This window comes from Inhella sp., from assembly GCF_027532025.1.
GTDB lineage: Bacteria > Pseudomonadota > Gammaproteobacteria > Burkholderiales > Burkholderiaceae_C > Inhella.
The window spans coordinates 65,307-77,317 of record NZ_JAPZSY010000017.1; the positions used below are offsets into that span (position 1 = coordinate 65,307).

Annotated in this window: 11 protein-coding genes; 4 read left to right on the forward strand and 7 right to left on the reverse strand. The window is 72.6% G+C overall.

The window, feature by feature from the left end; genetic code table 11:
- Positions 1-136: 136 nt before the first annotated feature.
- From O9335_RS04005 to O9335_RS04020, 4 genes are read right to left on the reverse strand one after another with little or no spacing between them, the layout of a single operon-like run.
- Positions 137-967 (reverse strand): universal stress protein, encoded by an 831-nt coding sequence (locus tag O9335_RS04005; RefSeq protein WP_298383899.1) that lies wholly within the window; start codon positions 965-967, stop codon positions 137-139.
- Positions 964-1,275, reverse strand: coding sequence for a hypothetical protein (locus tag O9335_RS04010; protein ID WP_298383901.1), 312 nt, complete (start codon positions 1,273-1,275; stop codon positions 964-966). Before O9335_RS04010 ends, O9335_RS04005 begins: the two co-directional genes overlap by 4 nt.
- Positions 1,272-1,670, reverse strand: coding sequence for a phage holin family protein (locus O9335_RS04015; protein WP_298383903.1), 399 nt, complete (start codon positions 1,668-1,670; stop codon positions 1,272-1,274). The genes O9335_RS04010 and O9335_RS04015 overlap by 4 nt, the downstream gene beginning before the upstream one ends.
- Before the next feature lie 12 nt (positions 1,671-1,682).
- Complete coding sequence (locus O9335_RS04020; protein WP_298383905.1) at positions 1,683-2,012, reverse strand: YqjD family protein; 330 nt, start codon at positions 2,010-2,012, stop codon at positions 1,683-1,685.
- Positions 2,013-2,173: 161 nt separating this feature from the next.
- Between O9335_RS04020 and O9335_RS04025 the strand changes: the two genes are divergently transcribed.
- The 3 genes from O9335_RS04025 to O9335_RS04035 are packed head-to-tail and all read left to right on the forward strand — an operon-like array spanning position 2,174 to position 6,521.
- Complete coding sequence (locus O9335_RS04025) at positions 2,174-2,905, forward strand: ABC transporter ATP-binding protein (RefSeq protein ID WP_298383907.1); 732 nt, start codon at positions 2,174-2,176, stop codon at positions 2,903-2,905.
- Positions 2,905-5,286, forward strand: a complete 2,382-nt coding sequence (locus O9335_RS04030; RefSeq protein ID WP_298383909.1) for an ABC transporter permease — start codon at positions 2,905-2,907, stop codon at positions 5,284-5,286. Before O9335_RS04025 ends, O9335_RS04030 begins: the two co-directional genes overlap by 1 nt.
- A gap of 2 nt (positions 5,287-5,288) precedes the next feature.
- Positions 5,289-6,521, forward strand: a complete 1,233-nt coding sequence (locus O9335_RS04035; protein WP_298383911.1) for an HlyD family efflux transporter periplasmic adaptor subunit — start codon at positions 5,289-5,291, stop codon at positions 6,519-6,521.
- On the opposite strand, the gene O9335_RS04040 is transcribed toward O9335_RS04035, so the two are convergent.
- From O9335_RS04040 to O9335_RS04050, 3 genes are read right to left on the reverse strand one after another with little or no spacing between them, the layout of a single operon-like run.
- Complete coding sequence (locus O9335_RS04040) at positions 6,467-7,105, reverse strand: phosphoribosyltransferase family protein (RefSeq protein ID WP_298383913.1); 639 nt, start codon at positions 7,103-7,105, stop codon at positions 6,467-6,469. The two genes, O9335_RS04035 and O9335_RS04040, sit on opposite strands and share 55 nt — an antisense overlap.
- A 14-nt stretch (positions 7,106-7,119) precedes the next feature.
- Entirely contained in the window at positions 7,120-9,516 is a 2,397-nt protein-coding gene (gene lon, locus O9335_RS04045; protein ID WP_298383915.1) for an endopeptidase La, read from the reverse strand.
- A complete protein-coding gene (locus O9335_RS04050; protein ID WP_298383917.1) occupies positions 9,513-11,309 on the reverse strand; it encodes an adenosylcobalamin-dependent ribonucleoside-diphosphate reductase in 1,797 nt (598 codons plus the stop codon). The genes lon and O9335_RS04050 overlap by 4 nt, the downstream gene beginning before the upstream one ends.
- Before the next feature lie 143 nt (positions 11,310-11,452).
- On the opposite strand from O9335_RS04050, the gene O9335_RS04055 reads away from it, so the two are divergent.
- Positions 11,453-12,011, forward strand: a 559-nt coding sequence (locus O9335_RS04055; RefSeq protein ID WP_298383919.1) for a wax ester/triacylglycerol synthase domain-containing protein, incomplete at its 3' end; no start/stop codon positions are given.

Genomic DNA, 12,011 nt, shown 5'->3' on the forward strand with positions numbered 1-12,011 from the left:
GATCTTCCTTTCCAGAGCGGAGGGTTGCAGGGGCTTGGCCTGCCCTTGGCGGGAGGTCGGTGGCCATGCTCCGACGCCGCACCCTGCCGCCGATTGAGTGCCCTCAAGCGACGTCCAAATCCCCCAGCGCGGGGGGTCAATGGCTCATCAAAACGGGCAGGCTCGCGTGCTGCAGCACGTGGCGCGTGGCCCCGCCCAGCACCCACTCGCGAGCGCGGCTGTGCCCGTAGCCCCCCATCACCAGCAGGTCGGCGCCACCCGCGGTGACCATCCCGAGCAAGACCTCGCCCGCGTCGCCGGGGCCGATGCGGTGCACCTCCACGGGCGCATCCACCCCATGCTCCAGCAAGCCTTGCCGCAGCGCGCCGGCATGGTCAAAGTCAGGCCGGCTGTGGGCCTCGTCCAACGCCACGTGCACGCGCTCGGCGGCGCGCAGCCAGGGCAAGGCGGCCCGCCAAGCCCGCGCCGCCTCGCGCGAGGCATTCCAAGCGATCCAGGGACGGCGAAAGGCGGGCGACACCTCGCCCGCGCGGGGCACCAAGAGCAGCGGACGGCCGCCGTCGCACAGCACGCCGGGCACCAAGTCCGCCGGCCACGCCCCGGTTTGGGTGTCGGCCGGGTCGGGCTGCCCCATGACCAGCACGTCGGCATACGGGGCGGCCTGCAACAGCGCCCAGTAAGGCGCTTGACCGCCGTCTATCCACTGCGGCGCCACCAGACCCGATCGCGCCGCTGCCGCACGCACGAGCGACTGCGCACGCCCGCGATGCTCGGCATCCCAATCGCTGAGCTGGGCTGCGACGTAAGCCATGCCCTCGCCCAGGCCCCAGGGGGTCACGAGCAGGCCGGGCATCACCCCGTAAAACGCAGTGAGCCGCCCCGCCTGTTGCGTGGCCAGTTGCTGGGCCAGCGCCAGCCGCACGGCGCTGCGCGGCGAGGCGTCCACATGAACCAGAAAGTGTTTCATCGCGAGGGTCCTTGAACAAGGCGAAGCAGCGTGCTGCCCACGCCCAGGCGTGCCAACAGCGACACCGAGCCGACCGCACGCAGCAGCAGGTGACGCGGCCGCGGCCAGGCCAACAACACCGCCGGCACCAGGAGCAGCCAGGGATGGCGAAGCACCGGCAACAGCACGCGCCAACCCAGGTCGACCCAGCGCATCCGGGGCGTGGCGTCCACCCAGGCCAGTGCCAACTGAAGACGCTGCACGCGCGACCGCTCGATCAATGCCTGCCGGCGCTGCTGCAAGGCGGCGCGGCGCTGGGCCCCGGTCATCGCCCCCTCGCGGGCAGGCGGGCCAAGGCCTGGCAGTCGTCGCGCAGTTCGGCCCGGGTGGCGGCCAGCAAAGGCGGCTTGTCGCGTGCCTTTCGGCGCCAGGTGCGACACGCCCCCCAGCCGGCCAGAAGGAAGGCCACGCTCAGCCCCGCCAAGGCCAGCTCGCGCGGGCCGTCCCAGAGCAACAGCACGATCAGCAGGCCGCTGAAGACCGTGCCCACGACGAGGCAGCACAGGGTGAGCGTGGCCCACAAGGCCAGCTCGGCCCAGCGCAGCCGCTCCTCCTCCAGCTCGGTGGCCGCCAGCTCCAGCCGGGTGCTGCCCAAGGCCAAGGCCGCGCTGGCCACGCCACGCAGCGCCGCCCACAGGCCCGGCGCGGTTTCGCCGCTCAGCATGACGCGGCCGGCTCAGCGTCGCGCGATCAGCAGGCCCACCAACAGGCCCACGCCGGCCGCCACGCCGGCGGTGGCATAAGGATGCAGGTGCACGGCCTCGTCGGCCGCGTGCGCGGCACGTCGCACGTTGCGCGTGGCCGCCTCCCGCAGGCCCGCGAGCTCGTGCTGGGCTTCGTGCAAGCGCATCTCGAGCTTGCTGCGGGCCGACGAGAACTGCTCGCTGCCGGTGTGCTGGGCGTTCTTGAGCAGGGTCTCGGCGTCGTTGACCACGTCTTGCAAGCTGGTCATCAGGCGCTCACGCGCCGCGGTGTCGGGTTGAGGGGTTTGGGTGGGGGTGTCCATGGGGCTCTCCTGGCAATGGGCCGTCGCCAAGCGGGGTGCCGGCTGCACGGTGCCAACGAGCCTAGGGGCGGCCGAGCGGGCGGCCTTGAGCAGACTCAATGGGGCGCCTTCGGCCCGTCTCCTTGAGATGGCTCAAAGCGCGCGGAGCGCTGCTGCGCAGAATGGGTGCGGTGACCGACACACCGCCTCCGCCGCCCGTGTTCAGCGCCCGCGGGCTGACCAAGGTCTACGGGCGTGGCCCGGCCGAGGTGGTGGCGCTGCGCGAGGTCTCGCTGGAGATCGCCCGCGGCGAGTTCGTCGTGCTGCTGGGGGCCTCGGGCAGCGGCAAGAGCACGCTGCTGAACATCCTGGGCGGGCTGGACGTGCCCACGCAGGGCGAGCTGTCGTTCAACGGCCACCGCCTGGACGGGGCCAGCGAGGCCGAGCTGACGCGCTACCGCCGCGAGCACGTGGGCTTCGTGTTCCAGTTCTACAACCTGATCCCCAGCCTGACGGTGCGCGAAAACGTCGCCCTGGTGACGGACATTGCCGAGCACCCGATGGACATCGACGAGGCCATCGAGCGCGTCCACCTCACGCCGCGCCGCGACCACTTTCCGGCGCAGCTGTCGGGCGGCGAGCAACAGCGGGTGGCCATCGCACGGGCCATCGTCAAACGGCCCGAGGTGCTGTTGTGCGACGAGCCCACCGGGGCCTTGGACTACGCCACCGGCAAGCTGGTGCTGGACGTCATCGCCCACATCAACCAGGAGCTGGGCACCACGGCGGTGGTCATCACGCACAACGCCGCCATCGCCGGCATGGCCGACCGTGTGATGGTGCTGGGCGACGGCCGGCTGCAGCGCGTGGAGCGCAACGCACACAAGAAAACCTCGGCGGAGCTGAGCTGGTGATGCGCGCCCTGGACCGCAAGCTGCTGCGCGACCTGCGCCTGCTGGCGGGCCAGGTGCTGACCATCGCCATGGTGGTGGCCAGCGGCGTGGGGGGGCTGCTCACCACGCTGTCGGCCGTCGACGCCCTGGCGCTGGCGCGCGACCGCTTCTACGCGCAGGCGCACTTTGCCGACGTGTTCGCCAGCGTGGAGCGCGCCCCGGTATCGCTGGCGTCGAGCCTGCGGCAGGTGCCCGGCGTGGCCGACGTGCAAACGACGACGGCGCAGGTGGTGCGCATCGGCCTGCCCGGCAGCAGCGACGCCGTGCTGGGGCAGCTCATCGGCATCGACCGCCGCCAGCCGCCGCGCATGAACCTCGTCACGCTGCGCGGCGCATCACCCCGCCAGACCAGCCCCTGGCCGGGCGCGGTGATGGACGACGGCAGCTGGCCGGTGTGGGTGTCCGAGGCCTTTGCCAACGCCCGCCAGTTGCGCCCCGGGGCGCGGCTCACGGCCCTCATCAACGGGCGCGAGCGCCAGCTGCAGGTGCGCGGCGTGGCGCTGTCGCCCGAATTCATCTTCGCCGGCCTGTGGGGCATGCCGGACCAGCGCGGTTTCGGGGTGTTTTGGATCGACCAAGAGGCCCTGGATGCCGCCTACGACATGCAGGGCGCCTTCAACCGCCTGGCACTGACGCTGGCCCCCGGGGCCGACGAACGGGCGGTGATCGACGAGCTGCAGCGGCGCCTGGCGCGCTACGGCGGGCGCGAGGTCATCGCCCGCGCCGACCAGCCCTCGCACGCGATGCTGGACAACGAAATCCAGGAGCAAAAGCTGCTGGGCACGGTGCTGCCGGGCATCTTTTTCGCCGTGGCGGCCTTCCTGCTGCACGTGGTGATCTCGCGCCTGGTGGCCACGCAGCGCGAGCAAATCGCCGCCCTGAAGGCGCTGGGCTACGACAACGCGGCCATCGCCGGGCACTACCTGAAGCTGGTCAGCGTCATCGTGCTCATCGGCCTGCTGCTGGGCGTGGCGCTGGGCGATTGGCTGGGCGCGCAGCTGCTGGGCCTGTACGCCGAGGCCTTCCGCTTCCCCGAGTTCCCGCACCGCTTGGCGCCCCCACTGGTGCTGGGCGCGGCCGCGCTCACCACGCTCACCGCGCTGCTGGGCACGCTCAGCGCCATCGCGGCCACCGTACGGCTGGCGCCGGCCGAGGCCATGCGGCCGCCAGCCCCCGGCCGCTACCGGCGCACCCTGGTGGAGCGGCTGGGTCTGAGCGGCCTGCCCACGGGCGTGCGCATGGTCTTGCGGCACATGGAGCGCCGGCCCCTGCGCACCGGCCTGTCGGTGGCGGGCGTGGCCGCCGCGGTGGCCTTGGTGGTGCTGGGCCACTTCTTCCGCGACGCCATCGACTTCATCGTGGAAACGCAGTTCCGCTGGGTGATGCGCCACGACGTGGCCGTGTGGACGCTCCAGCCCGTGCCCGACCGGGCCCGCCTGGAGCTGCTGCGCCTGCCGGGCGTGCGCGCGGCCGAGTCCACGCGGCTGGTGCCGGTGACGCTGATTCACGGCCACCGCCGGCAGCGCAGCCTGCTGCGCGGCAGCGCCGCTTGGCCGGAGCTGTCGCGCATCGTCGACGTGGACCAGCGGCAGACGCGCTTGAGTGGCGACGGCCTGGTGCTGACCGACCGCCTGGCGGCCAAGCTCGGCCTGCGCGTGGGTGACACGGTGGAGGTGGAGGTGCTGGAAGGCCGCCCGCGCCGCCTGCGCTTGGTGCTGCAGGCCACGGTGCGCGACATGATGGGCTTGAACGCCTACCTGGAGCGGCGGGCCCTGAACCGCGCGCTGGGCGAAGACGACCTCTCCGGCGGCTTCATGCTGTCCCTGGTGCCCGGCAGCGAGCCGGCGCTGCTGGAAGCGACACGCCACATGCCGCGGGTGGCCGGGGCCTTCAGCAAGGCCAGCATGCTGCGCAACATGGACGAAATCAGCGCGCGCAACATCCGCATCATGAGCACGGTGCTGAGCACCTTTGCCGCCGTCATCGCCTTCGGCGTCATTTACAACAACACGCGCATCGCGCTGGCCGAGCGCAGCTGGGAGCTGGCCAGCCTGCGCGTGCTGGGCTTCACGCGGGGCGAGGTGTCGGCCCTGCTGCTGGGCGAGCTGGCCTTGAGCGTGGCCTTGGCCCTGCCTTTGGGCTTTGCCTTGGGCCTGGGCCTGGTGAGCGGGCTGACCACGGCGCTGCAAAGCGACCAGTTCCTGCTCCCGGTGGTGGTGCAGCCGCGCACCTACGCCTGGGCGGCCCTGTGCATCGGGGCGGCGGCCGTGGCCAGCGGTTGGGCGGTGCGCCGCCGCGTCGACCGCCTCGACCTCGTGGCGGCACTGAAAACCAGGGAGTGAGCATGAACCGACGACGCGTGGTGGGCTTGGGGCTGGCGGCAGCGCTGCTGCTGGGCCTGCTGGTGTGGGCCTTCGCCCCACGGCCGCTGGCGGTGGAGGTGGAAGCCGCCAGCCTCGGACCCTTCGAAAGCGCGATCGAAGAAGAAGCCCGCACCCGGCTGCGCGACCGCTACGTGGTCTCGGCCCCGCTGGCGGGCCGGCTGCAGCGGCCTCAGTTGCGCGAGGGCGACGCGGTGGCCCGTGGCGCCGAAGTGGCGCGCATCGACCCCCTGCTCAGCCCGCTGCTGGACGCCCGCAGCCTGCAGGAGCTGCAAGCCCGGCGCGGCGGCGCCGAAGCCGCGGTGCAAGCCGCCGGCGCCCAGGCCGCCGCGGCCACGCTGGCGCGCGAGCGCGCCGAGGTGGAATGGCGCCGCACCCAGCAGCTCAGCGAGCAGGGCTTTGTGGCCGCCACGCGGCTGGACAGCGACCGCCTGGCGGCGCAGGCGGCGCAAAAAGCAGAGGAAGCCGCCCGCGAAGCGCTGCACCGCGTGCGTCACGAGCTGGAGCAAGCGCAGGCGGCGCTGCAGGCGGTTCGGGGCGCGCCCAGCGCCGGTGGCTTGGCCCTGCGCTCGCCCATCGCCGGCCGGGTGCTCAAGGTGCACCAGCCCAGTGAAAGCAGCGTGGCGGCGGGCACGCCGCTGCTGGACGTGGGCGACCTCGCCGGCCTGGAGGTGGTGGCCGAGCTGTTGAGCACCGACGCCGGGCTGGCGCGGCCGGGCAGCGCCGTGCGCATCGAGCGCTGGGGCGGCCCCGGCGTGCTGCAGGGCGAGGTGCGCCGCGTGGAGCCCGCGGCGTTCACCAAGGTGTCGGCATTGGGCGTGGAGGAGCAGCGGGTGCGGGTGCTGATCGACCTGCGCAGCCCAGCGGCCGAATGGGCGAGCCTGGGCGACGGCTACCGGGTGAGCGTGCGCATCGTCACGCAGCGCCAAGAGGCGGTGCTGCGCGCGCCCGTGAGTGCGCTGTTCCCGCTGCCGCCGGCCGACGACAGCGCCAGCGCCAGCACCAGCAGCGCCGACGAGCGCGCCGGCGTCTTCGTCGTCGAGCAGGGCCGCTCCCGCTTGCGCACCGTGGTGTTGGGCGGTCGCAGCGGGCGTTGGGCCTGGGTGAAGTCGGGCCTCGGGCCGAACGACCGGCTCGTGATCTACCCCCCGCCCGCGCTGAGCGACGGCGCGCGCGTGGCGGCCCGCTCGGGCTGAGCCTCGGGCTCGGGCTCGGCCGCGGGTCGCACGCCGTCGATGCGCAAAGCGGGCTCGTACGGCGGCACCTGGCAGTCGACCACCGACTGCGCGCCCATCTGCAGGTGCAGACCGACGACATCGGCGTGCAGCGGCAGGCGGGCCACGCAGCGGTCGACCCAAACGGCCACGCGCAGCTCGGCCGGGTGCCAGGCGGCCAGGTGGCCCAGCACGCGCAGCAGGGAATGGCCGGTGTACAGCACATCGTCCACCAGCCAAACGCGGTGCTGGCTCAGGTCCAGGCCGCGCAGGCCCTCGTGCTCGCCCAGGTGGGTGTCCGGGTAGAGCAGGCGCAGGTCGTCGGCGTAGCGCTTCACGTCCAGGTCCAGCCGCAGCGGAGGCGGCAGTCCGTGGTGCTGCACCAAGCGCTGGGCCAGGCGCTCGGCCAGGGGTGCGCCGCGCCGCAGCAGGCCCAGCAGCGCCAAGGAGCGCGTGGGGCCCCACCCTGCGGCCATGCGGGCGGCCATGGTGTCCAGCACGCTCTCGAGCTCGGCGGCCTCGAACAGCACGCAGCGGCTGGCGGCGGGGGCGGTCGGGGTGGGCACGGCCGGTCGCACGGTCACAGCCGGCCCAGCGCAGGCGGCGCCGCGCTGGGGTCCATGGCCAGGGCGAGCCGCGGCACCAAGGCCGCCTCGATGGCGTCGTCCACGCTGTCCAGCCAGGTGAAGTTCAGGGCCTCGCGCGTGGGCTCCGGGATGTCTTGCAAGTCCTTGCGGTTGCGCGCCGGCAGCAGCACCCCGCGCAGCCCAGCGCGCTGGGCGGCCAGCACCTTGTCTTTGATGCCGCCCACGGGCAAGACCAAGCCACGCAGGCTGATCTCGCCGCTCATGGCCAGGTCGTGCCGCACGGGCCGCTCGCTGAACAGCGAGGCCAGGGCCACGAACAGGGCCACGCCCGCACTCGGCCCGTCTTTGGGGATGGCGCCGGCCGGCACGTGCACGTGCACGTCCAGCTGCTCGAACGCCGCCGGCGACAGGCCCAGCGCCGCCGCGTGCGACTTCACCAGCGTCAGCGCCGCCTGGGCGCTTTCCTTCATCACCTCGCCCAGCTGGCCGGTCAGGATCAGGCGCCCCGTGCCGGCCATGCGCGTGGCCTCGATGAACAGGATGTCGCCGCCCACCGGCGTCCAAGCCAGGCCGGTGGCCACGCCGGTGAGGCTGGTCCGCAGCCCGATGTCGTGCTCCACCGTGGGCGGGCCCAGCAGGGTGGCCAAATCGCTCGCGTCCACTCGCACGCGCTCGGCTTGGCCCTCCGCCAACTGCAGGGCCACGGCGCGCAGCACGCGGCCCAACTCGCGCTCGTACTGGCGCACGCCGGCCTCGCGGGTGTAGTCGGTGGCGATGGCACGCAAGGCGGCTTCGCTCACCTGGCACTGCTCGTCGCGCAAGCCGCAGGCCTGCATCTGGCGCGCCAGCAGGTGGCGGTGGGCGATGGCGAGCTTCTCCTCCAGCGTGTAGCCGGGCAGCTCGATGAGCTCCAGCCGGTCGCGCACGGCCGCGGGCAGGCCGTCCACCACGTTGGCGGTGGCGATGAACAGCACGCGGCTGACGTCGAAGGGCTGGCCGAGGTAGTTGTCGCGAAAGCTGGCGTTTTGCTCCGGGTCGAGCAACTCCAGCAAGGCGGCGTAGGGGTCGCCATGCAGGCCGGCCGACATCTTGTCGATCTCGTCCAGCATCAGCACCGCATCGCGCGCGCCGGCTTTGCGCAGCGCCTGCACGATGTGGCCGGGCATGGCGCCCACGTAGGTGCGGCGGTGGCCGCGCAGCTCGGCTTCGTCGTGCACACCGCCGAGCGAAACGCGCACGAACGGCCGGTCCAGCGCCCGCGCCACGCTTTGGCCGAGCGAGGTCTTGCCCACACCCGGCGGCCCCACCAGGCACAAGATGGGCGCCCGCCCCTGCGGGTTGAGCTTCTTGACCGCGAGGTACTCGACGATGCGCTGCTTGGCACGGGCCAGCCCGAAGTGGTCGGCCTCCAGGCTTTGGCGAGCCGCCGCCAGGTCGATGCGCAGCTCGGCCGGCGGCGCCCAGGGCAGCTCGGTCATCCACTCGATCCAGGTGCGCAGCGGCGCCGCCTCGCTGCCGGCATCGGCCATACGCTTGAGGCGCCGCCACTCCTTGCGCACCTGGCTTTCCACCGCGGGCGGCATCTGAGCGGCGGTGATGGCTTCGTCCAGCTGGTCGATGTCGCGCGCCTCGTCGCCGTTTTCGCCCAGCTCCTTTTGGATGGCGCGCAGCTGCTCGTGCAGCAGCACGCGGCGCTGCCGGTCGTCGAAGCGCTCCTGCGTGCGGGCGGCGATTTCGCGGGCGATGCGCATCACCTCCAAGCGGTGCGTCACCCGCTGCAGCACCTGCTCCAGGCGCTCTTCGGTGGGCAGGATCTCCAGCAGCTGCTGCTTGTCCTGGGGCTCGATGTCGATGAGGCTGGCGGCCAGGTCGGCCAACTGGGCGGGCTCTCGGATGGTCTGCAGCATGAGCACCAATTCCCCCGGCACGCCGGGCATGGCGGAGAGCAGCTCCTGAACGCGCTCACGCAGCTGCAGGGCCAGCGCCTCGGCCCGGCTGGAGCTGGGCGCGGCGTCCGGCATGGGCTCGATGCGCGCGGCCAAGAACGGCAGGCCGACCACCGGCTCCAGCAAGCGCACGCGGTGCAGCCCTTGGCACACCACCTGCACCTGGCCGTCGGCGTGGCGATGGTGCTGCCCGAGCGTGGTGAGGGTGCCCACCGGCCACAGGTCGGCCAAGGCAGGGTCGTCGTGGCCGGGCTCGCGCTGCAGCACCAGCACCACGGGCAGCTCGTGGGCGATGGCGTGCTCGAAGGCGGCCACCGACTTGGGCCGCCCCAGGGTGACCGGCGTCAGCACCTGCGGGAACAGCACCAGGTTGCGCATGGGCAAAACGGCCACGGTGCCGGCGGGCAGATCGACCGCTGGGGGCAAAGCGGTGGGCGCGTTCATGCGGGGCTCCCCGTGTGGGTGCCGTGGCGGGGGGCCGGCGCCTGCAGCACCGAGCCCAGCACGCCGCGGCTGCGAAACGCCGTCACGCCCTTGAGCCCGTCCTTCCAGGCTTGACGGAACAGGGCCTCGAAGTCGTCGTAAGCGCAGCCCTCGTTGGCGTTCACCGTCTTGGAAATGGCGCCATCGATGTAAGGCGCCACGGCAGCCACCATCGACAGGTGGGCAGCCGGCGGCAGCTGGGTGGCGGTGGCAAAGGCCGGGCCGAGGGGGGCCGACGCACCGCGCAGCGCGCGGTGCAGCCGCCAAGCGGGGTCCACCACGTCGTAGGCGGCCAGACCCAGGCCGTCTCGGCGCCGGCGGTGGCGCAGGTAATGCCAGGCATAGGGCGGCTCGATGCCGCTGCTCACGTTGTCCGCAAACGCCAAGCTCACGCTGCCCGCCGGGGCGATGGAGAGCAAGTGCGAGTTGCGCAGCCCGTGCGCTCGGATGTCGCGCTGCAGCGCGCCGGGCAAGCGCGAAGCAAAGCTGCCCCGGCGCAGCACGCCATCGGCCTTGAAGCTGGGAAACGGGCCGCGCTCGTGGGCCAGGGCGATGGAGGCCTCGTAAGCGCGGTCGCGCAGCGTGCGCGCCACCCCTGCCGCCAATTGGCGCGCGGCCTCGCTGTCGTAAGGCAGGCCCAGCATGATGAGCGCATCGCCCAAGCCGGTGAAGCCCAAGCCGATGCGCCGCTTGGCCAGCGCCTGCTGGCGCTGCTGGGGCAGCGGCCAATGGGTGAGCTGCAGCACGTTGTCCAGCATGCGCACGGCCACCGGCACCATCGTGTCCAGGCGCTCCAGCGCCAGCCGGGCCGACGGCTCGAACGGCCGCTCCACCAACTGCACCAGGTTGATCGAGCCCAGGCAACACGCGCCATAGGGCGGCAGCGGCTGCTCGCCGCAGGGGTTGGTGGCGGCGATCCGCTCGCAGTAGCCCAGGTTGTTGTCGGCTTGGATGCGGTCGACGAACAGCACGCCGGGCTCGCCGCGCTCGTGAGCCCCGCCCACGATGGCAGCCCACAAACGCCGGGCCGGCAAGCGCTGGTACACCCACAGCCCATCGGCGCGGCGCGTGGCCCCAGCCGCCTGCTGCACCGGGCCCGGTTCGGCGGCGTGCACCAGCTCGAACTCGGTGTCGTCGTTGACGGCCTGCATGAAGGCATCGGTGACCGCCACCGACAGGTTGAAGCTGGCCAAGCCGCCCTGCGTCTTGACCTGCGCGAACGCCAGCGCGTCGGGGTGGTCGCAGCGCAGCACGCCCATTTGTGCGCCCGGGCGTCGCGCGGTCGAGCCCAGCAGCTCGCACGACAGGTTGAACAACTGCAGGAAGCCCACGGGCCCCAGCCCCAGCGTGTCCACCCCCGCGATGCGCGCGCCCCGCGGTCGGATGGGCGAGAAGTCGATGCCCACGCCCCCGCCCAGACGCAAGGTTTCGGCGGTTTCCATCAAGGCGGTGTAAATGCCCGGGATGCCGCCTTCGGCGTGGGTGATGGAGTCACACAAGGGCTGCACGAAGCAATTGATCATGGTGCTCTTGGCCCCCGTGCCCGCATGCGCCGCCACGCGTCCGGCCACGATGAAGCCCTCGCGCTGCACCGCCAAAAACTGCGCCGCCCGCAGCGCGCGCTGCGCCGGGGCCTCGGCCTGGGCCAAGGCCTGCGCGATGCGATGGCGCACCTCATCGACCGTGGTTTCTCCGGGCTGGGCGTAGGTGTCCAGCAGCACGTCGCTGCTGATGGGCTGGCTGACGTCGTTCATGGGCGAAACCCTCCAGGGGCGCTCAACGCGATGCCCCGACGCTGACAGCCCTGCCCGCCTGCGCGCTTGAGCGAACGCAATCGCGCGAGCAGGCCGCCTGCCTAGCATCGACTCGACCCCGGGGTGGGGCGGTGGAGGTGACGATGGCCCGGCACGCGATGAGCAGCATGGACGCAGCGTGGCTGCACATGGACGGACCGGCCCATCCGGCGGTCGTCAACGGCTTGGTGCTGACGGCCAAGCCGCTGGATGCCGAAGCGCTGGGCTACGTCCTGCGCAACCGGCTGCTGCACTTCGATCGGTTTCGGCAGCGCGTCGTCGAACCCGCCTTGGGCTTGGGCCTGCCGCAGTGGGAGGACGTCGAAGACATCGACCTCGACGACCACCTTCACCTGCTCGCCCTGCCCCACACGCCCCGCAGCACCGCGGCCGACCGCGAGCGCGCCCTCGCCCACTTGGTGGCCGACATCGCCAGCCAGCCCCTGCCCCGCGACCGGCCGCTGTGGCAAGCCCACCTCATCGACCGCGGGCGCAGCGGGGCCGCCTTCATGCTGCGCTACCACCACTGCATTGGCGATGGCCTGGCCATGATGAACGTGGCCGGCGCCCTGTTCGACCCCGCGGCCCACAGCCTGCGCTGGGGGCCGCCGCCCCCGCTGGCCGTGGGGCCGGGCCCCGGCCCCGGGGGGCGGGGGGGGGGGG

What these genes read in the sequence shown, in the direction of transcription:
- O9335_RS04005 (WP_298383899.1), bottom strand. Translation starts at nt 967, where the DNA reads ATGAAACACTTTCTGGTTCATGTGGACGCCTCGCCGCGCAGCGCCGTG.
- O9335_RS04010 (WP_298383901.1), bottom strand. Translation starts at nt 1,275, where the DNA reads ATGACCGGGGCCCAGCGCCGCGCCGCCTTGCAGCAGCGCCGGCAGGCA.
- O9335_RS04015 (WP_298383903.1), bottom strand. Translation starts at nt 1,670, where the DNA reads ATGCTGAGCGGCGAAACCGCGCCGGGCCTGTGGGCGGCGCTGCGTGGC.
- O9335_RS04020 (WP_298383905.1), bottom strand. Translation starts at nt 2,012, where the DNA reads ATGGACACCCCCACCCAAACCCCTCAACCCGACACCGCGGCGCGTGAG.
- O9335_RS04025 (WP_298383907.1), top strand. Translation starts at nt 2,174, where the DNA reads ATGGGTGCGGTGACCGACACACCGCCTCCGCCGCCCGTGTTCAGCGCC.
- O9335_RS04030 (WP_298383909.1), top strand. Translation starts at nt 2,905, where the DNA reads ATGCGCGCCCTGGACCGCAAGCTGCTGCGCGACCTGCGCCTGCTGGCG.
- O9335_RS04035 (WP_298383911.1), top strand. Translation starts at nt 5,289, where the DNA reads ATGAACCGACGACGCGTGGTGGGCTTGGGGCTGGCGGCAGCGCTGCTG.
- lon (WP_298383915.1), bottom strand. Translation starts at nt 9,516, where the DNA reads ATGAACGCGCCCACCGCTTTGCCCCCAGCGGTCGATCTGCCCGCCGGC.
- O9335_RS04050 (WP_298383917.1), bottom strand. Translation starts at nt 11,309, where the DNA reads ATGAACGACGTCAGCCAGCCCATCAGCAGCGACGTGCTGCTGGACACC.